The organism is Pseudomonas sp. SZ57 (assembly GCF_009495975.1).
GTDB classification, from domain to species: domain Bacteria; phylum Pseudomonadota; class Gammaproteobacteria; order Pseudomonadales; family Pseudomonadaceae; genus Aquipseudomonas; species Aquipseudomonas syringae.
Window position 1 is genome coordinate 155,504 of the sequence record NZ_WIBD01000028.1, and the last position, 23,118, is coordinate 178,621.

Annotated in this window: 12 protein-coding genes; 8 read left to right on the forward strand and 4 right to left on the reverse strand. The window is 61.6% G+C overall.

Annotated features, from left to right (window positions below):
• Window positions 1–138 precede the first annotated feature (138 nt).
• From dbpA to aceE, 3 genes are all read right to left on the reverse strand, one after another.
• Window positions 139–1,518 carry an ATP-dependent RNA helicase DbpA gene (dbpA, locus tag GE543_RS22970; protein ID WP_003432003.1) on the reverse strand — a complete coding sequence of 460 codons (1,380 nt, stop codon included), beginning with the start codon at window positions 1,516–1,518 and terminating at the stop codon, window positions 139–141.
• A 301-nt stretch (window positions 1,519–1,819) separates the two neighbouring features.
• A complete protein-coding gene (gene aceF, locus GE543_RS22975) occupies window positions 1,820–3,472 on the reverse strand; it encodes a dihydrolipoyllysine-residue acetyltransferase (RefSeq protein WP_371927236.1) in 1,653 nt (550 codons plus the stop codon).
• 142 nt (window positions 3,473–3,614) lie between these two features.
• Entirely contained in the window at window positions 3,615–6,260 is a 2,646-nt protein-coding gene (gene aceE, locus GE543_RS22980) for a pyruvate dehydrogenase (acetyl-transferring), homodimeric type (RefSeq protein ID WP_003392156.1), read from the reverse strand.
• A 384-nt stretch (window positions 6,261–6,644) separates the two neighbouring features.
• Here aceE and glnE point away from each other — a divergent pair, with 384 nt between their 5' ends.
• The 8 genes from glnE to GE543_RS23020 all read left to right on the forward strand — a co-directional run bounded on the left by glnE (window position 6,645) and on the right by GE543_RS23020 (window position 16,715).
• Window positions 6,645–9,602, forward strand: coding sequence for a bifunctional [glutamate--ammonia ligase]-adenylyl-L-tyrosine phosphorylase/[glutamate--ammonia-ligase] adenylyltransferase (gene glnE / locus GE543_RS22985; RefSeq protein WP_153222448.1), 2,958 nt, complete (start codon window positions 6,645–6,647; stop codon window positions 9,600–9,602).
• Window positions 9,603–9,731: 129 nt separating this feature from the next.
• A complete protein-coding gene (waaF, locus tag GE543_RS22990) occupies window positions 9,732–10,766 on the forward strand; it encodes a lipopolysaccharide heptosyltransferase II (protein ID WP_100072807.1) in 1,035 nt (344 codons plus the stop codon).
• A 2-nt stretch (window positions 10,767–10,768) separates the two neighbouring features.
• Window positions 10,769–11,833, forward strand: a complete 1,065-nt coding sequence (gene waaC, locus GE543_RS22995) for a lipopolysaccharide heptosyltransferase I (protein WP_046269310.1) — start codon at window positions 10,769–10,771, stop codon at window positions 11,831–11,833.
• Window positions 11,833–12,954, forward strand: coding sequence for a glycosyltransferase family 4 protein (locus GE543_RS23000; protein WP_153222449.1), 1,122 nt, complete (start codon window positions 11,833–11,835; stop codon window positions 12,952–12,954). Before waaC ends, GE543_RS23000 begins: the two co-directional genes overlap by 1 nt.
• Window positions 12,954–13,760 (forward strand): lipopolysaccharide core heptose(I) kinase RfaP, encoded by an 807-nt coding sequence (rfaP, locus tag GE543_RS23005; protein ID WP_016567036.1) that lies wholly within the window; start codon window positions 12,954–12,956, stop codon window positions 13,758–13,760. Before GE543_RS23000 ends, rfaP begins: the two co-directional genes overlap by 1 nt.
• Entirely contained in the window at window positions 13,760–14,494 is a 735-nt protein-coding gene (locus tag GE543_RS23010; RefSeq protein WP_003414408.1) for a lipopolysaccharide kinase InaA family protein, read from the forward strand. Before rfaP ends, GE543_RS23010 begins: the two co-directional genes overlap by 1 nt.
• A complete protein-coding gene (locus GE543_RS23015) occupies window positions 14,491–15,270 on the forward strand; it encodes a lipopolysaccharide kinase InaA family protein (protein ID WP_153222450.1) in 780 nt (259 codons plus the stop codon). Before GE543_RS23010 ends, GE543_RS23015 begins: the two co-directional genes overlap by 4 nt.
• Window positions 15,270–16,715: a lipopolysaccharide kinase InaA family protein gene (locus GE543_RS23020; RefSeq protein WP_153222451.1), complete on the forward strand. Its 1,446-nt coding sequence runs from the start codon at window positions 15,270–15,272 to the stop codon at window positions 16,713–16,715. Before GE543_RS23015 ends, GE543_RS23020 begins: the two co-directional genes overlap by 1 nt.
• Before the next feature lie 186 nt (window positions 16,716–16,901).
• Here GE543_RS23020 and GE543_RS23025 read toward each other — a convergent pair whose 3' ends face one another.
• Window positions 16,902–23,027, reverse strand: coding sequence for a membrane-targeted effector domain-containing toxin (locus tag GE543_RS23025; RefSeq protein ID WP_153222452.1), 6,126 nt, complete (start codon window positions 23,025–23,027; stop codon window positions 16,902–16,904).
• Window positions 23,028–23,118: the final 91 nt, after the last annotated feature.

Sequence of the window (23,118 nt, forward strand, 5' to 3'; positions counted from 1 at the left end):
CTGAACTACCGTCTTCGCGAACAAGTTCGCTCCTACGCCCTGCGGGCAGAAGCCTGAAAACCGCGTTTTCAGGACCTTCGGGGCCTGTATATGACGCTCGGCGCGGCGTGTAGGGACTATCAGGGTCAACGATAAACTTTACAAAATCCGCACGCGCAACGACTTGCCCTTGATCTTGCCATTGTTCAAACGTTCCAGGGCCTGTTTGGCCATGCTGCGCTCGACGGCAACGTAGGCCTGGAAGTCGAAAATCGCGATCTTGCCGACCTGAGTGCCGGGAATGCCTGCCTCGCCGGTCAATGCGCCGAGGATGTCGCCTGGACGCAGCTTGTCCTTGCGGCCCGAGCCGATGCACAGCGTGGTCATGGCGGGCAGCAGCTTGCCGCCTTCCTTGATGCTCAGTCTGTCGTATTGCTGCCAGTTCAACGGCGCTTTCTGCAACTCTTCGATGGCACGGGCGCGCTGGCTTTCCGACGGGGCCACCAGGCTGACCGCGATACCTTTCTCGCCTGCACGACCGGTACGGCCGACACGGTGGATGTGGATTTCCGAATCACGCGCCAGCTCGACGTTGATCACCATGTCCAGCGCGTCGATATCCAGGCCGCGCGCGGCCACATCAGTGGCGACCAGTACCGAGGTGCTGCGGTTGGCGAACATCGCCAGCACTTGATCACGGTCACGCTGTTCCAGATCGCCATGCAGGCCGACGGCAGACATGCCTTTGGCGGTCAGGTGATCGACCACTTCCTGCACCTGCTGCTTGGTGAAACAGAACGCCACACAGGACGTCGGCCGGAAATGGCCAAGTACCTTGACCACTGCTTCCAGGCGCTGCTCCGGGGAGATCTCGTAGAAAATCTGCTCGATCTGGCTGTCGGCGTGCAGTGCCTCGACCTTCACGGTCTGTGGATCACGCATGAATTTCGAGGACAACTGCTTGATGCCAACCGGGTAGGTCGCCGAGAACAGCAGGGTCTGACGGCGCTGCGGGGTCTGCTCGATGATGTCGGCGATGGCGTCGTAGAAACCCATGTCCAGCATGCGGTCAGCTTCATCGAGAATCAGCGTGTTAAGGCCGTCCAGGACCAGCGAGCCCTTGCGCAAATGCTGCTGTATGCGACCCGGGGTACCGACGATGATGTGCGCGCCATGCTCCAGCGAGCCGATCTGCGGGCCGAACGAAACGCCGCCACACAGGGTCAGGACCTTGATGTTGTCCTCGGAGCGCGCCAGACGGCGGATTTCCTTGGCCACCTGATCCGCCAGTTCGCGGGTCGGGCACATGACCAGTGCCTGGCAACCGAAGAAACGCGGGTTGATCGGGTTGAGCAGGCCGATGCCGAACGCAGCGGTCTTGCCGCTGCCGGTCTTGGCTTGCGCGATCAGGTCCATGCCCTTGAGGATCACCGGCAGGCTCTGCGCCTGAATCGGTGTCATTTCGGCATAACCAAGCGACTCCAGGTTAGCCAGCATGGCAGCGGACAGAGGCAGAGAATTGAAAGCGGTGTTAGTCACGACGGTGAACCTGCAAAACAAAAATGTCGCGTAGTGTATCACCCGCCAGTCAGACCTGGCACCGACGATAAAGGTCGTGGGAGCGAGCTTGCTCGCGAAGGGGCTCTTACAGTCCCAGAAGATGGTTCGTGAGCAATGCGGATCGCCGCCCCTGTCACTCCCACAGGATCCAGCAATGAGCGCGGAGCATGGGCGCGATAGCCAGACAAAAAAATCCCCGCTGGAAGGCGGGGTTGAGGTTCGAGCGTGGCAGCTCGCAAAGGTGTACAGCAAGGCCCGTCCGGGGACGGGCCTGCAGGGCTTACAGCAGGATTGTGCGGATGTCCGCTAGCAATTCGCTCAAGCGCTTGGTGAAGCGGGCAGCAGCTGCGCCGTTGATCACGCGGTGATCGTAGGACAGCGACAGCGGCAGCATCAGTTTTGGCTGGAAGGCTTTACCGTCCCAGACGGGCTGGATGGTTGCCTTGGAAACACCGAGGATCGCCACTTCCGGCGCGTTGACGATCGGCGTGAAGCCGGTGCCGCCAATGTGGCCGAGGCTGGAGATGGTGAAGCATGCGCCCTGCATGTCGTTCGCAGTCAGTTTCTTGTTGCGCGCCTTTTCCGCCAGTGCGGCGGCTTCGGCGGCCAGTTGCAACAGGCTCTTCTGGTCGACGTCGCGGATGACCGGGACCAGCAGGCCGTCCGGGGTGTCCACGGCAAAGCCGATGTGCACGTACTTCTTGCGGATCACGGCCTTGCCGCTAGGTGCCAGCGACGCGTTGAAGTCCGGCAGCTCCTTGAGCAGGTGGGCGCAGGATTTGAGCAGCAGTGGCAGAACGGTCAGCTTGACGCCAGCCTTCTCGGCAGCGCCTTTCTGCGCCACACGGAAAGCTTCCAGGTCGGTAATGTCGGCCTGGTCGAATTGCGTGACGTGCGGAATGTTCAGCCAGCTGCGGTGCAGACCGGAAGCGCCGAGTTGCATCAGGCGCGTCATCGGTACTTCTTCGATCTCGCCGAAACGGCTGAAATCGACTTCCGGAATCGGCGGGATGCCCGAGCCGCCGCTTGCGCCGCCAGCTGGAGCTTCCTTGGCCTTCTGCATCATGGTTTTGACGTAAGCCTGAACGTCTTCTTTCAGCACACGGCCGTGCGGGCCGGTGGCGCTGACCGCGCTCAGCTCGACGCCGAATTCGCGGGCCAGCTGACGAACGGCCGGGCCTGCATGAACCTTGGCACCGTCTTTTGCCGGAGCCGCTGGAGCGGCCGGCGCAGGTGCTGCCTCTGCCTTGGGAGCAGGGGCAGCAGGAGCTGCGGCCTCAGCCTTGGCCGGCGCAGCGGCGGGTGCGCTGGCGGCAGGGGCCGGAGCAGCGGCAGGCGCGGCGCCTTCGACTTTCAGTTTCAGGATCAGGTCGCCGGTACCGACTTCCTGGTCCAGCTTGACTTCGATGCTCTCGACAACGCCTGCTGCCGGAGACGGGATCTCCATGCTGGCCTTGTCGGATTCCAGGGTGATCAGCGACTGATCGGCCTGGATGCTGTCACCGACCTTGACCATCAGTTCGATGATCTTGGCCTTGCCCGACGAGCCGATGTCCGGCACGTGGATGTCCTGAACGCTGGCGCTGGCTGCCGGAGCAGGCTCGGCGGCTGCGGGTGCAGGTGCCGCTTCAGCCGGCTTTTCGGCAGCAGCAGGGGCTGCGGCAGGTTCGGCAGCAGGCGCCGGGGCCGCAGCGGCTTCGCCTTCCACTTCCAGTTCGAACAGCTCGTCGCCTTCTTTCAGGCGGTCGCCCAGCTTGACCTTCATGGTCTTGATGACGCCAGCCTTGGGCGCAGGGATTTCCATGCTCGCCTTGTCCGACTCAAGCGTCAGAACGCTCTGGTCGGCTTCGATGCGATCACCGACCTTGACCATCAATTCAATGACTTCGCCTTCACCGTTGCCGATGTCGGGTACACGAATTAACTCACTCACTATGTCTCTCCTTAGGAGAACCTGTTCACTCACGAATACGCTGGTTCAGTTACAACGAAACAGCGTTGGATGCTCATTTACGTCGAGTAAATTCCGCATCCTCGGCTGTTTACGCTCTGATCAGCGCTCTTGAAGCAGACTCTTAGCAGTCCAGTGGATTGCGTTTTTCAGGATCGATACCGAACTTGGCGATGGCTTCAGCCACGACTTTAGGTTCGATATCGCCACGATCAGCCAAGGCTTCCAGGGCTGCCAGCACCACGAAGTGGCGATCGACTTCAAAGAAGTGACGCAGCTTCTTGCGGCTGTCGCTACGGCCGAAACCGTCGGTGCCCAGGACTTTGTATTCCTTGGTTGGAACCCACTGACGAATCTGATCAGCGAACAGCTTCATGTAATCCGTGGATGCGATGACCGGACCTTTGCGACCGTTCAGGCATTCCTCGACATAGCTCAGCTGCGGCTTCTGGCCAGGGTGCAGGCGGTTGTTGCGCTCTGCAGCCAGACCGTCGCGACGCAGCTCGTTGAAGCTGGTAACGCTCCACACGTCGGCACCGATGTTGAACTCGTCACGGAGAATCTTCGCCGCTTCGCGAACTTCACGCAGGATGGTGCCCGAGCCCAGCAACTGGACGTGGTGCGCCGCTTCCTTGGTGTCTTCTTCGAGCAGGTACATGCCCTTGACGATGCCTTCTTCCACACCGGCCGGCATGGCTGGCTGGGCGTAGGACTCGTTCATCACGGTCAGGTAGTAGAAAACGTCCTGCTGCTCTTCGAACATCCGGCGCATGCCGTCCTGGATGATCACTGCCAGTTCGTAACCGTAAGTCGGGTCGAAGGTGCGGCAGTTCGGGATGGTCGATGCCAGGATGTGGCTGTGACCGTCTTCGTGCTGCAGGCCTTCACCGTTCAGCGTGGTACGGCCGGCGGTGCCGCCAACCAGGAAGCCACGGGTGCGGCTGTCGCCAGCGGCCCAGGCCAGGTCGCCGATACGCTGGAAACCGAACATCGAGTAGAAGATGTAGAACGGAATCATCGGCTGGTTGTGGCTGGAATACGAAGTACCGGCAGCGATGAAGGAGGACATGGCGCCCGCTTCGTTGATGCCTTCTTCGAGGATCTGGCCTTTCTTGTCTTCGCGATAGAACATCACCTGTTCTTTATCGACTGGCTCGTAGAGCTGGCCGACCGACGAGTAGATGCCCAGTTGGCGGAACATGCCTTCCATACCGAAGGTACGCGCTTCGTCCGGGATGATCGGCACGATGCGCTGACCGATTTCCTTGTCCTTGACCAGTTGCGTCAGGATGCGCACGAAGGCCATGGTGGTGGAAATTTCGCGATCGCCCGAGCCATCCAGGATGGCCTTGAGGGTCTCGAGTGGCGGGGTCGGCAGGCTGAAGCTCTGCGCACGACGCTGCGGTACGAAACCACCCAGCGCAGCACGACGCTCGCTCAGGTAACGGGCTTCGGCACTGCCTTCTTCCGGCTTGTAGAACGGCAGGGCTTCGAGTTCGGAGTCCTTGACCGGGATGTCGAAACGGTCACGGAAGTGACGCAGGCTGTCGACATCGACCTTTTTGGTGTTGTGCGCAGTGTTTTTCGCTTCGCCGGCGCCGGTGCCATAACCCTTGATGGTCTTGGCCAGAACCACGGTCGGTTGACCCTTGTGGTTGACGGCTTCGTGGTAGGCCGCATAGACCTTGTACGGGTCGTGGCCGCCACGGTTGAGTTTCCAGATCTCGTCGTCGGACAGATCGGCAACCATGGCCTTGAGTTCAGGCGAGTTGAAGAAGTGCTCGCGGACGAACGCGCCGTCCTTGGCCTTGTAGTTCTGGTATTCGCCGTCGATGACTTCGTCCATGCGACGTTGCAGGATGCCGTCGACGTCCTTGGCCAGCAGTGGGTCCCAGAAACGGCCCCAGATGACTTTGGTGACGTTCCATTGGGCGCCACGGAACACGCCTTCGAGTTCCTGGATGATCTTGGCGTTGCCGCGAACCGGGCCGTCGAGGCGCTGCAGGTTGCAGTTGACGACGAAGATCAGGTTGTCGAGCTTCTCGCGGCCGGCCAGGGCAATGGCGCCCAGGGATTCCGGCTCGTCGGTCTCGCCGTCACCCAGGAAGCACCAGACTTTCTGCTTGCCTTCCGGGATGTAACCGCGGTGCTCCAGGTACTTCATGAAGCGCGCCTGGTAGATCGCCTGGATCGGGCCAAGGCCCATCGATACGGTCGGGAACTGCCAGAAATCTTTCATCAGCCACGGGTGTGGGTAAGACGACAGGCCATTGCCGTCGACTTCCTGACGGAAGTTGGTCATTTGCTCTTCGGTGATGCGGCCTTCCATGAATGCACGGGCGTAAACGCCTGGCGATGCATGACCCTGGAAGTAGATCAGGTCGCCGCCGTGTTCGTCGGTCGGGGCCTGGAAGAAATAGTTGAAGCCGATGTCGTACAGCGTGGCGCTGGAGGCGAAGCTGGAGATGTGGCCGCCCAGATCCGGGTCGCCGATGTTGGTTTTGACAACCATGGCCAATGCGTTCCAGCGCACCAGCGAGCGAATGCGGCGTTCCATGAACAGGTCGCCAGGCATGCGTGCTTCGTGGGTGACAGGAATGGTGTTGCGATATGGCGTGGTGATGGCGTACGGCAGCTGCGAACCACTACGGGTGGCCAGCTCGCCCAAACGGGTCATCAGGTAGTGAGCGCGGTCTTCGCCTTCTTTGTCGAGAACCGATTCCAGGGCGTCCAGCCATTCCTGGGTTTCGACGGGATCGAGGTCTTGCATGGCTTGCTCCAGGGCGGAAAGGCTTCCAGAATCGGTTGCCTGAGTTTGCGACTGGCCTTGTGGGCAGACGACATAAATTCTTGGATTTCCGGAGGGTGGGATCCGGCGGCGTGTAGTTTTACTACAAATCGACGACGATTTCAGCCCTCCGAGTATCGGACCCAGTAGTAAAACTACAGAGAAGCGACTCAATCGCTCCTGTTGTCGTGTAGCTTAAAACGTTACTGTTGATCGCTATTGAATATCTTGCAGGGAAAAAGCGGATTTTTATGCTTCTAATTTGATTTTTCCAGCAATTTATAACCTTTGTTCGACAAGCGGTGCTGGCAGACGCGTCTCGCCGTAACGACGGACGGGCGTCTGCACGCCGATCAAGGATAGACCATGAGCCTACCTTTACTGGCCGAATTTCCGGCCATTCTACTGCCATCGATCAGCCGCGCCCGCCAGATGTTTCAGGCTGCGCTGACTGTCCTGTCCGAGGACGCGCTGGCTTCTTTCAACGCTTGGCCCGAGGCGCGACAGGCAGCCTTCGACCGGGTCTGCGCCGCCAGTGATTTTGTAACCGAACAAGTCTGCCGTGATCCGCAGATGCTTCTGCAGCTGGCCGATTCGGGCGAGCTGGAGCGTAGCTTCGCTGCCGGCCAATTGCGCGGTCAGCTTGCCGACGCGCTGTCGAGCACCGCCAGCGAGGATGAACTGGGGCGTAATCTACGTCGACAGCGCGCACGCCAGCAAGTACGGATTATCTGGCGCGACCTGACCCGTCAGGCAAACCTGATCGAAACCTGCCGTGACCTGTCGGACATGGCCGATGCGTCGATCGATCTGGCTTACCACTGGCTGTACGCCCGGCATTGCCAGCAGTTCGGCACCCCGACCGGTCGTCATTCCGGGCAGCCCCAGCACATGGTCATTCTGGGCATGGGCAAGCTTGGCGCGGTGGAACTGAACCTGTCCTCGGACATTGACCTGATCTTCGGCTACCCGGAGGGCGGCGAAACCGTCGGTACCAAGCGTGCGCTGGACAATCAGGAGTTTTTCATTCGCCTGGGCCAACGGCTGATCAAGGCGCTCGACCCGGTGACCGTCGACGGTTTCGTGTTCCGGGTCGACATGCGCCTGCGCCCCTACGGTTCCTCCGGGGCACTGGTGCTCAGCTTCAATGCGCTGGAGCAGTATTACCAGGACCAAGGCCGGGACTGGGAACGTTACGCGATGATCAAGGCGCGCGTGGTCGGTGGCGATCAGGCGGCTGGTGCCGAATTGCTGGCGATGCTGCGTCCGTTCGTGTATCGCCGCTATCTGGATTTCTCGGCCATCGAAGCGCTGCGCACCATGAAGCAGCTCATTCAGCAGGAAGTGAAGCGCAAGGGCATGGCGGAAAACATCAAGCTGGGTGCCGGTGGCATTCGTGAGGTGGAGTTCATCGCCCAGGCCTTTCAACTGATTCACGGCGGCCGCGACCTGAGTCTGCAGCAGCGGCCGCTGTTCAAAGTGCTGAAAACCCTCGAGGGGCAGGGCTATCTGCCCTCGGCCGTGACCGAAGAGCTGCGTGAGGGCTACGAGTTTCTGCGTTATACCGAACACGCCATTCAGGCGATTGCCGACCGTCAGACGCAGATGCTTCCGGACAACGAACAGGATCAGGCGCGCGTTGCGCTGATCATGGGCTTCGCTGACTGGGCTGCCTTTCACGAACGGCTCATGTACTGGCGTGGCCGTGTGGCCTGGCACTTCCGTCAGGTCATTGCTGACCCCGATGCTGATCCGGACGACGAGCAAGATGAAGATGACGAAGTGGTGGTGGGAGGCGAATGGCTGCCGTTGTGGGAAGAGTCCCAAGACGAAGAAGCCGCAGGTCGCCAACTGTTGCAGGCCGGCTTCGTCGATGCCGAGAAGGCGCTGAAACATCTGGCCAACCTGCGCAGCAGCCCCAACCTGCGTTCGATGCAGCGTCTGAGCCGTGAGCGGCTGGACGCGTTCATCCCCCGTCTGCTGGCTCAGGCGGTGGAACATGAGAAGCCCGACCTGGTCCTGGAGCGCGTGCTGCCCTTGGTCGAGGCCGTCGCGCGGCGCTCGGCGTACCTGGTGCTGCTCACGGAAAACCCCGACGCGCTGCGACAGTTGCTGACCCTGTGCGCCGCCAGCCCGTGGATTGCCGAACAGATCGCGCGCTTCCCGTTGCTGCTCGATGAGTTGCTCAACGAAGGGCGGCTGTTCAATCCGCCGCTGGCCCCGGAACTGGCGGCCGAGCTGAGTGAGCGGCTGATTCGTATCCCCGAGGACGATCTCGAGCAACAGATGGAAGCCCTGCGGCATTTCAAACTGGCGCACAGCCTGCGCGTCGCGGCGTCCGAGATATCCGGCAGCCTGCCGTTGATGAAAGTCAGTGATTACCTGACCTGGCTGGCCGAGGCGATTCTCGATCAGGTGCTCGCGCTGGCCTGGCGCTACAGCGTGGCCCGCCACGGTACGCCTTTGCGCCCGGACGGCACGTTGTGCGATCCGGGCTTTGTGATCGTCGGCTACGGCAAGGTCGGCGGCATCGAGCTGGGGCACGGCTCCGATCTGGATCTGGTGTTCATTCATGATGGCGATCTGGAAGCCGAGACCGACGGTGCCAAACCGATCGACACTGCGCAGTTCTTCACCCGGCTGGGGCAGCGGGTGATCCATTTGCTGACCACGCAAACCAACTCCGGTCAGCTGTATGACGTCGACATGCGCCTGCGGCCTTCGGGGGCGTCCGGCCTGCTGGTCAGCTCTCTGGGCGCTTTCGCCCGCTATCAGGCCAATGAAGCCTGGACCTGGGAGCATCAGGCGCTGGTTCGTGCGCGGGTCATGACCGGCAGCCGGGATGTAGGCGAGCAATTCGAGAAGGTCCGTGCCGATGTGCTGGGGCGCGAACGCGATCTGGACAAGCTGCGCGCCGAAGTCAGCGAAATGCGCGCCAAGATGCGTGACAACCTCGGGACCCGCGCGACAGCGGCCGGCAGGGCGGCCAATGCCTTCGAGGCGGCGGTGCCATTCGACCTCAAGCAGGATGCCGGAGGTATCGTCGATATCGAATTTATGGTGCAATACGCCGCCTTGGCGTGGTCCAGAGAGCATCCCGCGCTGCTGCAATACACCGACAACATCCGGATTCTCGAAGGGCTGGAAGAGGCCGGGCTGCTGCCGGATACGGATGCCGGCCTGTTGCGCGAAGCCTATAAGGCGTATCGCTCGGCGGCACATCGCCAGGCCTTGCAGAAGCAGGCGGGCGTGGTCAGCGGCGATCAGTTTCATGCCCAGCGGCGTGAGGTGATGCGGATCTGGACGCAGATGGGGTTGAGCTGAGCCTCACGGCGACGCCACATTCCGCTGCAACACTCTATAAAGCTATGACAGGGAGGCGACAGGTTGTGTGGGAACGTCACGCAGTCTGATCGGCCTCCCTGATCGTTTCTGGTCGTTTTTGGATAGAACATGAAAATTCTGATCGTTGGGCCTAGCTGGGTCGGTGACATGGTGATGGCACAAACGCTGTTCCAGTGTCTGAAACAGCGTCATCCCGAGTGCGAAATCGACGTGCTGGCCCCTGAGTGGAGCCGTCCGATACTGGAGCGCATGCCGGAAGTTCGCGCTGCGCTCAGTTTTCCGCTGGGTCACGGTGCCTTGGAACTGGCGACCCGTCGCCGGATCGGCAAATCTCTTGCTGGCCAATACGATCAGGCTATCCTGCTGCCCAATTCGCTGAAATCGGCGCTGGTGCCGTTTTTTGCCGGTATCCCGAAGCGCACCGGCTGGCGCGGCGAGTTTCGTTACGGCCTGCTCAACGACGTACGAACCCTCGACAAACAGCGCTACCCGCTGATGATCGAACGTTTCATGGCCCTGGCCTTCGACAAGGGCGCCGAGTTGCCGCGTCCTTACCCGCGGCCGAGCCTGCGCATCGACCCGACCACACGCGATGCCGCACTGAGCAAATTCGGCCTCACGCTGGATCGCCCGGTACTGGCGCTGTGCCCCGGCGCGGAGTTCGGCGAGTCCAAGCGCTGGCCCGCCGAACATTACGCACAGGTTGCCGACGCGAGCATTCGCGAAGGCTGGCAGGTCTGGCTGTTCGGCTCGAAAAAGGATCACCCGGTCGGTGAGAGCATTCGCCAGGAGCTGATTCCCGGCCTGCGCGAGGAGTCCGTCAACCTCAGTGGCGAGACCTCGCTGGCCGAAGCCATTGACCTGCTGTCGTGCGCCGACGCGGTGGTGTCCAACGATTCCGGCCTGATGCATGTGGCCGCAGCGCTGAACCGTCCGCTGGTGGCTGTCTACGGTTCGACCTCGCCGGGCTTCACGCCGCCGCTGGCCGACGCAGTGGAGGTGGTGCGTCTGGGCATCGAGTGCAGCCCGTGCTTTGAGCGCACCTGCCGTTTCGGCCATTACAACTGCATGCGTCTGCTTGAGCCGGACGCCGTGACTCAGGCGCTGACCCGTCTGAGTAGCACGCCGGTGGAGGTTGCCTGATTTTGCGGGTACTGCTGATCAAGACGTCTTCACTGGGTGATGTGATCCATGCCTTGCCCGCGCTGACCGATGCGGCGCGCGCGCTGCCCGGCATTCGCTTCGACTGGGTGGTCGAGGAAGGCTTCGCGGAAATTCCCGCCTGGCATCCGGCGGTCGACAGGGTCATCCCGGTGGCGATTCGCCGCTGGCGCAAGCACCTCTGGCAGACCTTCAGGTCCGGGGAATGGCGACGCTTCAAACAGCAGGTGCGCGAACAGCGCTATGATCTGGTGATCGATGCGCAGGGCCTGTTCAAAAGTGCCTGGCTGACACGCTATGTCGATGCGCCGGTGGCCGGTCTGGACCGCGATTCGGCACGCGAGCCGGTCGCCAGTCGCTTTTACGATCGCGCTTTTCCAGTGGCACGCGGGCAGCATGCGGTCGAGCGGCTGCGTCAGCTGTTCGCTCAGGCGCTGGGTTATCCACAGCCGTCCGGCATGGGCGATTACGGTCTCAAGCCACTGGCGACCCTGGATGACAGTTTGCAGGCCCCGTTCGTGCTGTTCCTGCATGGCACGACCTGGGACACCAAGCACTGGCCCGAGCTGTACTGGCGGCAACTGGCCGAATTGATGGCAGCGCGCGGTCTGCAAGTGCAGTTACCGTGGGGCAACCCGGCAGAGAAAGCTCGCGCCGAGCGTATTGCCGAGGGTCTGAGCAGTGCGCACGTGCTGCCAAAGCTCAATCTGGCAGGGGTTGCGCGGGTGCTGGCCAGCGCGCAGGCGTGCGTCGCGGTAGACACCGGCATCGGGCACCTGGCCGCGGCACTGGATGTGCCGACCATTTCCCTGTTCGGCCCGACCAATCCGGGTCTGACCGGGGCCTACGGCAAGTCGCAGGTGCATCTGGCCAGCGACTACCCGGGCTGCACGCCGTGCCTGCAAAAGAAATGCACGTACCAACCGACCGCCGACGATCAGCGCCGGTTCGACCTTAAGCGCGAGTGGCCAATGTGCTTCACTCGCTTGAATCCCGAGCGAGTAGCGAGCCAATTGGGCGCGCTGTTGCTGGCAAAGGAACCTGGCTGATGCAACTGGCTTTTGTACTCTACAAATACTTCCCGTTCGGCGGCCTGCAACGCGACTTCATGCGCATCGCGCTGGAGTGCCAGCAGCGCGGCCATCAGATCCGCGTCTATACCCTGATCTGGGAAGGCGATGTGCCGCCCGGTTTCGAGGTGCTGGTGGCGCCGGTCAAGGCGTTCTTCAATCATCGGCGCAACGAAAAGCTCAGCGCCTGGATGGAAGCAGACCTGGCCAAACGCCCGGTGGACCGCCTGATCGGTTTCAACAAGATGCCCGGTCTGGATGTGTATTACGCCGCCGACGGCTGCTTCGAGGACAAGGCGCAGAACCTGCGCAGCCCGCTGTATCGCAAGTGGGGCCGTTACCGCCACTTTGCCGACTACGAGCGCGCAGTGTTCGCCAGGGACTCGAAAACCCAGGTGCTGATGATTTCCGAAGTGCAGCAGCCGCTGTTCATCAAGCATTACGACACCCCGCCGTCGCGCTTCCATTTGCTGCCGCCGGGCATTTCCCAGGATCGCCGCGCGCCGCCGGATGCACCTGACATCCGCGCAGGCTTTCGCAAGGAATTCGGCCTTGCCGACGATGACCTGTTATTGGTGCAGATCGGCTCCGGTTTCAAGACCAAGGGCGTGGATCGCAGCCTCAAGGCGCTAGCGGCTCTGCCCGCCGAACTGAAGAAGCGCACGCGGCTGTTTGTAATCGGTCAGGACGACCCCAAAGTATTCCAATTACAGAGCGCGGCGCTCGGCCTGGGTGATCAGGTGACCTTCATGAAAGGGCGCAGCGATATTCCGCGTTTTCTGCTGGGCGCCGACCTGCTGATTCATCCGGCCTACAACGAAAACACCGGGACCGTGCTGCTCGAAGCGCTGGTTGCCGGTCTGCCGGTCCTGGTCAGCGCGGTCTGTGGTTACGCTCATTATATTGCCGAGGCCGATTGCGGGCGGGTGCTGGATGAGCCGTTCGATCAGGCGCAGCTCAATCGCTACCTGTCGGAGATGCTTCAGGACGATGCCGCCCGCAGCGCGTGGTCGCGCAATGGCCTGACCTTTGCCGACACGGCAGACCTTTACAGCATGCCGCAACACGCTGCGGATGTGATTCTGGCGGAGCACTATTGATGAAGCTGTTCCTTGCTGAGCCGTTCAAGAGCCTGTGGGCGGGGCGCGATGCGTTCGTCGAGGTCGAAGGCCTGAGCGGTGAGGTCTACCGCGAGTTGGAAGGGCGCCGCACGCTGCGCACCGAGGTCGACGGGCGCGGTTACTTCGTCAAGATCCACCGCGGTATCGGCTGGGGCGAGATCGCCAAGAACCTGGCGACCGCCAAGCTGCCGGTACTCGGCGCGGGCAAGGAATGGGATGCCATCGAGCGTCTGCATGAAGTCGGCGTCCCGACCATGACCGCCGTGGCCTATGGTGAGCGTGGCAGCAACCCTGCCGCGCAGCACTCGTTCATCGTCACCGAAGAACTCGCACCGACCACCAGTCTTGAAGACGTCAGCCTCAACTGGCGCAACGAGCCGCCCGAGCCGCGTCTGAAGAGAGCCTTCATTGCCGAAGTCGCCCGCATGGTCGGCATGATGCACCGCGCCGGTGTCAATCATCGCGACTGCTACATCTGCCATTTTTTGCTGCACACCGACAAACCGGTGACCGCTGACGATTTCAAACTCTCGGTCATCGACCTGCACCGTGCCCAGACCCGCCGTGCGATCACGCCACGCTGGCGCAACAAGGACCTGGCCGCGCTGTATTTTTCAGCGTTGGACATCGGCCTGACCCGCCGCGACAAACTGCGTTTTCTGCAGGGCTATTTCCAGAAGCCGTTGCGCGAAATCCTGCTCAAGGAAGCGACGCTGCTGACCTGGCTGGATAAAAAAGCCGACAAGTTGTATCAGCGTAAAGTGCGCTACGGAGACGCACTCTGATGGCGGGCTGGAAGCTCGAGCCCGAGTACGCGTTCCTGGAGCCGGAATTTGGCAGCCTGGATGCCGTATTTGCCTTGCAGGGACAGCAGTTGACCCGCGATCCGCTGTCCGACGTGATCCGCGTCGAGCGCGCCGGGGTTTATTACTACGTCAAACGCTACGTGGGTGCGGGCAAGGGCCTGCGTCGCTACATGGGCAAGCCGAGGGTCAAGTCCGAGTGGCAGAACCTCAAGCGCTTCGCCAAATGGGGCATCCCCACCGCAGAAGTCGTGGCCTGGGGGCTGGAGCGTAATGGCGCGGCGTATGATCGCGGCGCATTGATCACGCGTGGCTTGCCGAACACCGAAGACTTGTCGGCACTGGCGCAACGCAAGGATCCGCGACTGGCCGACCGCCACTGGGTCGATGCAGTCAGTCGCCAGCTGGCTGCCTTTACCCGGATCATGCACGACAACCATTTCACGCATAATGATTTGAAATGGCGCAACCTGTTGGTGGATAACGAAGGCAAGCTGTTTTTCATCGATTGCCCCAATGGCGCATTCTGGTGGAGCTTCATGCTGCGCTATCGGATCACCAAGGATCTGGCCTGCCTGGACAAGGTCGCCAAGTATCATTTGTCGGCCACCCAGCGCCTGCGCTTCTACCTGCAATACCGCCAGCGAACGCGTTTGAACGCCTCCGACAAAAAACGTATTCGACATATCGTCAGCTTTTTCGAGGGCCGTGAATGAGCGTTTTTATTGCCAGTGCCGACCAGCCTTTACTGGCGCGTCACAACCTGGCTGATTTTGAATCGCTTTGGAACATCAGACTCGACGCCGTCGATGAGCCCAATACCGGACGCGGCGGCTGGAGCAGTGTGTTCCGCCTCGACCTGGACGGTCAGGGTTTTTACCTCAAGCGTCAGAGCAACTACCTGACTCACACGTTGCATCACCCGTTTGGCGAACCGTCGTTCTCGCGCGAGTTTCGTAACATCAGTCGCTATCGCAAACTGGGCATCCCGGCGTTGCAGGCGGCGTTCTATGGCGAGCGCAAGGTCGACGGCGAACGCCGGGCGATCCTGATGACGCGTGCGCTGGACGGCTGGACCGATCTCGACGAACTGTTGCAGCAGTGGAACCAGATGGAGGCCCCTCAGCGTCAGGCAATACTGCACGCCTGCGGCCAGCTGGCGCGCACGCTGCACGGCGCCGGACAGGTGCATGGCTGCTTCTACCCCAAACATATTTTTCTTCAGGCAGCCGGTACGGGGTATCAGGCGCAACTGATCGACCTGGAAAAAACCCGCCCGGTGATCTTCGGCAAGCGTGACCTTGCCCGCGACCTCGAACCGCTGCTGCGCCGTGCGCCCATGTGGAATGAGGCCGATCGGCGCGAGCTGTTGGCGGCTTATCTGCACGCCACGCCGAACAGCCTGCTGGTCGACGCCTGGAGTGCGCGCCTGGGCAAGCGCGGCGCTCACAAACGAGACCTTCAACACCGCGATGATAAAGAGACCCGTTGATGCGCCTGTCTGAACTCAAGACCGCCGGACGTACCCCCGAGTTGCCGATGAGCCTGACGCTGGCCGATGCTGCCGGATCGGCTGAACTGCAATTGCTGACCCTGCTGCGTGTCTTGCCGGGGCAGCGCTATGTCGGGGCCGGTGTCTGGCGAGGCCGAACGGTGCTGGCAAAACTGCTGGTGGGCGACAAGGCGGCCCGACACTTTCAGCGTGAGCTGGCCGGGGTAAGGCTGCTTGCCGAACAGGGCCTGACCACGCCGCTGCTGCTGGCCGACGGTTTGCAGGACGGCGAGGGTGGCTGGCTGTTGTTCGAGTTTCTGGAACAGGCACCCAGCCTGGGCGATGCGTGGAACGCTGTTCAGCACCTGCCACCGCTGGCAGACGAGCAGCAAGCGGTGCTCGGCGAGGCGCTATCGGCCACTGCCCTGCAGCACGCAAAAGGCCTGTGGCAGGAAGACCTGCACCTGGACAACCTGCTGCGCCACAAGGGGCAGTTGTACCTGATCGATGGCGCCGGCATTCGTGCTGAACAGGCTGGTAAGCCGTTGTCGCGGCAAAAAGTGCTGGAAAATCTCGGCGTGTTCTTTGCCCAGTTACCCAGGTCTTTCGAACCGTTTACTGAAGAGCTGTTGGTGCATTACCTGTTGAGCAATGCCGAGCATGGGTTGCCAATGGAAGCGCTGCAAAAACAGATCGACAAGGTTCGCAGCTGGCGGCTCAAGGACTTCATGAGCAAAACCGTGCGCGACTGCAGTCTGTTCAGTGTCGAGGACAGCGCTTCGGTGTTCCGCGCCATTCGTCGCGAGGAAGAACCCGCGATGCTGCCGGTGCTGAGTCAGGCGGATGCCTTGCTCGACAAGGGCCATCTGTACAAGACCGGTGGCGCTGCGAGTGTCGGGCGGGTTGAGGTCAATGGTCGTCCGCTGGTCATCAAGCGCTACAACATCAAGAATTTCAGCCACTGGCTCAAGCGCTTCTGGCGCCCCAGCCGGGCCTGGCATTCGTGGCGCGAAGGCAACCGGCTGATGTTCCTCGGCATCGCCACACCCAAGCCGCTGGCCGTGCAGGAAAAGCGTTTTCTCGGCTTGCGCAGCAAGGCCTGGCTGGTGACCGAGTTCATCGATGGGCCGGACATCATCGAACGCTTCGCTCCCTATGTGGAAAGCGGTGATGCGCCAGAGGTCGAACTGCTGGCGCTGGATCGGCTTTTTGCGCAGCTTATCCAGGCACGCATCAGCCATGGTGATTTCAAGGGGCATAACCTGTTCTGGCACGTCGATCGCTGGGCGATGATCGACCTGGACGCCATGCAGCAGCACAGCTCGCAGTCGTCATTCGCTGCGGCCTACGCCCGAGACCGTGCCCGCTTCATGCGCAACTGGCCAGCGCAGAGCGCGCTGCACCAGTTGCTGGAACAGCGCTTGCCGAAGCTTGCGACGGACTGAGCCCGGCTGACCCTCGTGCCAGCGCGGAGCGCTCATCGGTAGGTGTAGATTATCGTGCCAATGCTCCGCGTTGGCATGCCGTTCCGGACGCTCCGCGTCCTCTGGGTGACGCAGAGCGTCACGAAAGGCATTCCCACGCGGAGCATGGGAACGATCATCGGTAGTGGCTGACTCTCGCGCCAATGCTCAGGTGATGCGTTTGAGGTTCATCGCTTCGAGTGCTGCCACCAGTGCATCGATGTCGTCGAAGGGTTTGAGGTGGATGCGCGGCCAGCGCAGACGCTCGATGTACAGCTTGCCCTCTTCATTGCGCAGCACCGGTGTGTGGTGAACCCAGGTGTCGCGTGCGCGATGAATGATGGTTGGCAGATTGCCTTCACCCTCCTGCACCAGAAACATTCCCGGCCTGGAAAGGCGGTTTTCGATGCTCGGCAGCCTGACCGGCTGTGGACGCAGCACCTCCATCTCCACCCGATAATCAGCTTTGATGTAGACCTTGTCATCCGCTATGCCACCCGAGACGAGCTCCCCCGGATCCAGCGTTATTCCCCTCGAATGCCCCGGTGCCACATCGACGACCCGCAGGCCGATCCCGCCTTGCAGTTCGGCCATGCCCGGCACGACGCCCTGGTAGGTGTTGGAATGGCTGTTGCCGACCAGCGCGATCCACCTGTGCGAGCCCATCACCTCCTGATGCCTGCGGATCGTGCGTGAGGCAAAGTAATTCATCATTTGCTGGCGGATCAGGGACTCATCCTCGGCGATGCCTTTGAGGTGGTAACTGCCTGCGCAATCGATGGCGCGGATCTCCAGGCCCTGCTGCCGCGCCTTGATGATCAGCCGCTCGAAGGTGTAGACCCCGTCCGGGTCGGTGTGATGCCCGCGGTCCAGGGTTTTCAGGTCATGCAGCAGGGTTTTGCTCATCTGCCCGGTTTCGAGGAAACGATCCAGGTCCGCCTGATGCAGATCGCTCAGCAGGTGCTCCATGTACAGCGTTTTGACGTTCTGCTGTGACAGCAACGGCAGGTTGTCGATGATCAGCTTTTTGCTGGCGAGCGAAGCGTGCGACTCGCCAATAACCAGGCCTTCGGTATGGCGATACAGGGTTTCAAGCAGCCCGGCAGTGCTTGTCTGCGGTTCGACGGCTGGCAATGTCGGGCGAGGCGGCAGTTGAGCTGCACTGATCCGGGCGGCGTCCTGTTGCAGATTTCTGCGCAGCCGATCGAATGTATTGCGCACAGTGTCGAGTTCGATGTCTTCAAAAAAATACTCCATATCGAGGCCTTTCTTTTCGAAGTTCGCCAGGCTATGCAGCGTTGTTCGGGTCTCCAGCGGCATTTCGTAGGTGGCATCGGTCAGCGATTGCTGGATGGCCGTCATCGGCCGGTCAACGTTCCAGTCATCGGGCTCCACGCGCAGCCAGGTATCGTTGTCGTCCAGGACAAACCCATACTCGCCGGCCCAGCGCTCACCCTCGGCAATCGCGGCCGGGTCGCCCAGCTCGCGGATCAGCAGGTTATCCAGCGCAGTGGCAGGGGGCAGTGGCTTGGCGGGGAGCGTCGGATCGGCAAACGCTACGCTGAAGTCGCAGTGAATCGGCGTGTGTTCATGCGCCCCACCCGCGCCTTGCCTGATGCGGGTTGGCCGGCCGGCGGGGATGTCCTGGATATGCACACTGACGGCCCCCTGCATTTCAGCGATGCCGGGCACCTGATCGTGGGTCGTGGCCAGCTTCTGGTCGAGCAGCGCTACCCAGCGCTTGGCAGAGGCCGGCTCGATATCGTGGCTGATGAGCTTGTGACCGAAGAAATTGCTCATTTTCATGGCCGCTGTCGGGTCATCGGCAGCCGCCAGCACTGGATGGCCGAGAAACGGATAGCTGATCGACGAACTGAACGGGCGCACCTCGATCCCGTAACGGTGGGCTGTTTTGATCAGGTGGTAGTAATCGAATTCGCTGCTGGCGTTGTTCAGGGCGCCGCGATTGGTCTCTTGCAGGTAATACTTGAGTTCATGAGAGCCGGAGCGACTCTTTTTGCCCAGTTGGCGATACCGGGCCAGCTTGCGCAGGTGTTTGTCGATCAGCAGGTGCTCGATGTACAGCACCTCGACACGCTGCTCTGCGAGCACGGGCATGTTGAGCAGCAGCAGACGCTTGCTGGCCACCGACTTCGGGGCCTCGCTGAACACCAGCCCGTTAGTGTGGCTGAAGATGTGCTCGATCAGTGTGTCGACGCTGCCGGGCAGGCGATAGGCGGGCAGGGTCGGCCTGGGTGGAGGGGTGAAGCGGGCAAAAAAGGCCTGGGCGTCCTGATAGAGATTTTCCCGACGCGTCGTGAAGGTCTGGCGCACCTCGGTGAAATACGTTTCGAAATAGACTTCAAGGCCAGCGCCGGTCGGGTCGAAGACCTCCTTGTTGATGACGATGTCCAGGTGCGCGCGCATGCCGCTCGGCATCTCATAGTCGCTCAAGGTGTTCAGCGAGCTTGAGCTTGCGCTGGCTTCCTCAGGTAGCGGTCGATAAGTGCCCGGAGTGTCCAGCCCGCCACCACGCAGGCGCTGCCGTTCGACGAGCAGCCACTGGCCCTGATCATTCAGGCGAACCGGCTGTTTGCCGAAGAAGGCGAACGGATTGGCCGGGTCGATGATCTGCCAGCAGCGCCAGTGTGCGTCGTACTGAACCTCGAAGGCCCGGTCTGACAGCTGGATATAGTGTTTTCCATTGATCGCATGCACGCCTTTCGCGTGACCATCGCCGATACGCGGCACGTTATCCAGCGAAATGTCGACCGCCAGGTCAATGCGTAAAGCTGACGGCGCGCGCTGCGCTGCCGGGTGCAGTGGAGGAAGCGGCTGCCAGGCGCCACCGACCTCGCGCGCCGCGAACTGACCGGTTGCCAGCGGTGGTGCCGAAGCGACATGGGGCGCCTGGAACACCGCCGCATGCCCGTGGACGTTGGGCTTGCCGAGCAGAAATACCTGCTCTTGCAGCTCTACCGGGTACAGATCCTCGTAACGCGGCAGGGAAGGCTGGCGCTGGAACGAGCGCAACACCGGGGTCGAATGCTGGCCGTTCTCAAGCTGGTGCAAAACGCCCAGTCCTTTCAGACCCAGCAGCAAATCGCTGCCTGCTCCGAGGCCGTTGAACAGTGCCGACAGCATGTAGTTCGTAGCGCGCTCCCGGTCGCCTGCACTCAGCGCGGCCAGTGCCTGCCCGCTGTCATGCAATGAAAGCAGACTGCCCACCGCAAAGCTTGCCGGCGGGAAGGGCAGGGTCAGGGCCGTGGCAATGATTTCGACACTGACCCAGATCAGCTTGGCCAGCATGTCGTGGCGGCCGGTGGTGGTTTCTTCCACATCACGCAACCTGCGCTCCAGTGGCCGGTTGAAGCAGGTATCGGCGACGTCTGAAATGAATGCCCTGGGGATGACCGGAGGCTTGTTGGCATTGCCCTTCTGCATGTCCCGCAGGAAGAACGACAACGTCCGGCGTGCCTTGATGCGGCAGCGATCCTTGTAGTAATCGATCATCCCTTCGCTGTTCAGCGAGCTCACGAAATCGCTGAACAGTCGGAATTCGAGACCGTCAGGTGCCTGCGGCGTATAGAGCAGCGCGGCGTGCCGGATCTGCGTCGGCAAAATGATCAGGCAGCCCTGAACGGTTTCGATGTGGGTCAGCAGCGGGCTGGGAATAACCAGTTGATTGACATCGGTCAGTCCCGAGGCGATCAGCGGTTTATCCACATGTATTTGCAGGGGGTAAAGGGGGAAACGCTCGCGTGAGGCCGAGTCGCTCAGGTGCGCGTTATCCAGTGATTGCTTGAGCCAGACATACTGCGCGGGCTCGACATGACCTTTCAGCAGGCTGCGCAGTGCAGCGGCCTTCATCTGCAATTGGGTGATCTTCACGCTGCACTGGCGACGGTAGGCATAGCCATCGTTTTTGCTGTTCAGCAGGGTGTTTCTGATCAGCGCAATGTACTCGTCCGCCAGCCACTGGCCACGTACCGAGCCTGCGACAGCCGCGGGTGACAGCGCGCTCAGGTCGAGACCCGGCGGGCCGCTGAACGTGGCGTCGGTGGCTGCTGACGTGCGCAAGGGGTCGATGCTGTCGTTGTAGCCCTGGAGCAGCATGGTGGTGTAGGTCAGCGTTTCGCGCTCGCTGGTGATCACGATCAGGTCAGGGTCTACCGTGCCTGCCGGGACGCCCAGCAGTTTGCCGATCTGCTGGCTGGCACGCTGGTGTACGTAGTCCTGGAACGACTGAACCCTGTTGTGCGGCTGGGCCTGATAGTTGCCGAGCGCGCCACCGATGGCGTGTTCAAGGGCCAGTAGTTCCCGGCGCTGGGCACGGCTGGCGCGCAGGTACCAGTCCGGGGTATGGCGGGCCTGCTCGGAGAGCAATACGCGGGTCTGCTCGTCGGTAAAACTGTGCAACGCCGTCTCGCAATCGGGGTGATCGATGAATTGCAGAAAGTTCTTTGCAGGCTGGGGTTTCTCGCGAAGGGCCGTGAGTTGCGCTTCTAGTTCCGGACGGGCAGCGACCTCTACCTGATCGAGCAGCCAGGCCGTCATTGCCGGCGATGCTGTCCAGCTAACCACCTCGTGCAGCAGTTGGGTGTCGGTGTCGAAGGCCTTGAAATAGTGCTGCCCAGGCGCCTCGCTGGCGAACATGATCAGCCGCTGTGTCCGGCCTTGAGCGTCCTGCTTGCGAAACACCAGCAATCTGGCCATTACGTTGCGGTCGTTCAGTTTGATCTGCTGCACGCGCACCGTGGGATCAGGCGCACTCGCCGCCGTGCCGGTCAGCGCTGCGACAATCGCAAAATCATCGGGCTGGATATGCCCCTGCATCTTCGCCGCCCAGCCAAGCGTGGTCAGTCGGGTCCGCGCCAGTGCGCGCAGCATCTGCTGGTTGTGTTGCTGCTGATAGGCCTCGCGTTGAAACTTGCCAAACACCGCGCGCAGGTCGAGTTGGTCAATCACTGCGGCAAGGTAGGCCGGGTTCAAGGCCGAGTAGGCGGCGTCCAGCGGCTGGCCATCGAGGGTGATGAGCGTCTGGTCGAGGAAGTCCGAGCCTGCTGCCTCGTCGCCCGGATGCAGACCATAGAGCGCCAGTTCGGTCAGCGGCAGCGTCACGCGGTAGGTCTCGCTCGTCGCTGGCAGCGTGCGACGGGTGTCGATGATCAAGGCCCGCGGGTCCAGATCATGGCCCAGGTCATTGGCCAGGCGCGTGCGCAACTGCATTTCGGCAAACCGCTCCGGCGATGCCGCGCTGCCCAGAACACTCAGCATCGCAGTATGCGCCGCGTCGTAGCGTTGCAGGTGCCGGGCATAGGTTTGCAGATCCGCCGCGCTGGCGATCTTCATCCACTCGGGCAAGTTGCGCTGGTACTGACGTTGTCTGTTGGTCAGCTCCCGCAGCTCGAGCATGGCGGCGGGGCCTAACAGGCCAGGCATGTCGATGGCCTGCTGGATCAGCGACTGACGCTTGAACCGATCCGCTATGCCGGGTTGTTCACAGGCGTACCGGATGTCGTTGCGCTGCTTGTTCAGCAACCGGTCGAACGCGTGAATGAACGGTGCCGTGGTAACGGGCTGCAGTTGCACATCGGCAGCCGTGAACGGCTCCAGGTACAGGTCGGCGTCCTGAAGTATCTTGGCCAGCCGGTCCTGATGCTGTCGTTGCGCATTGCTGAGCAGCGCATCGCGCAATGTTGGCGTATTGAGCCACTGCGCAAGGGTTGCGACCATTATGGCCGGCGTGGCAAAACCGGTGATGCCGAGCCCTGGCAGCATTAATAACGTGCGCCCCTGATCCTGGGAAATCACCAGCACGCCGGCCATTTCAATCTGTTCGTCATCATGCAATTGCACCCGCACCGTCGAGTAGGTGAGCGCCGGGCCTTGGGTCTGCTCGGGCGAGTCGGGCAGACAGGCCAGGTAGCCACTGTCGAGGTCGCGCTCGTGAGTCCTGACGCGGGCTTCGTCAAGCATGGCCCGTTGCAAGGCCGGTACGAGGCGGTCGCGGCGGCTTTCAGCGGTTTCGCCCGGGTCCGTCCAGTAGTCGTCGATCTGCTGCAACAGACTGAAAATTTCCAGTTCGCGCTCGGACACGTCAGCGCCTTCGAGGGCGCTCAACAAGGCCTCGCCAGCCCGGGGCAGCGCGTCCAGTTCCCTGGCCAGCAGGGTGCGCAGTTCGTCGAGCCTTTTCAGCGCTGCGGACGCGCCAGGCCAGGTATCGCTGGGCGTCATCGGTACCGGGCTCGGCGTTGAAAGGTTGAAATTCAGAGAGGGTGATGTTTGTGTCATGACAGGCTTTCCATTGCGCCAGGCGCTGAGGTTTGATCGACGGCCTCGGGGGCGGCGACTAAAGGCCTCAATTAATCAGATGCGACGGGCA

Bases quoted from the DNA above. Each gene is read 5' to 3' on its own strand.
- aceE (WP_003392156.1), bottom strand. From the start codon at position 6,260: ATGCAAGACCTCGATCCCGTCGAAACCCAGGAATGGCTGGACGCCCTG.
- glnE (WP_153222448.1), top strand. From the start codon at position 6,645: ATGAGCCTACCTTTACTGGCCGAATTTCCGGCCATTCTACTGCCATCG.
- waaF (WP_100072807.1), top strand. From the start codon at position 9,732: ATGAAAATTCTGATCGTTGGGCCTAGCTGGGTCGGTGACATGGTGATG.
- GE543_RS23000 (WP_153222449.1), top strand. From the start codon at position 11,833: ATGCAACTGGCTTTTGTACTCTACAAATACTTCCCGTTCGGCGGCCTG.
- rfaP (WP_016567036.1), top strand. From the start codon at position 12,954: ATGAAGCTGTTCCTTGCTGAGCCGTTCAAGAGCCTGTGGGCGGGGCGC.
- GE543_RS23010 (WP_003414408.1), top strand. From the start codon at position 13,760: ATGGCGGGCTGGAAGCTCGAGCCCGAGTACGCGTTCCTGGAGCCGGAA.
- GE543_RS23015 (WP_153222450.1), top strand. From the start codon at position 14,491: ATGAGCGTTTTTATTGCCAGTGCCGACCAGCCTTTACTGGCGCGTCAC.
- GE543_RS23020 (WP_153222451.1), top strand. From the start codon at position 15,270: ATGCGCCTGTCTGAACTCAAGACCGCCGGACGTACCCCCGAGTTGCCG.
- GE543_RS23025 (WP_153222452.1), bottom strand. From the start codon at position 23,027: ATGACACAAACATCACCCTCTCTGAATTTCAACCTTTCAACGCCGAGC.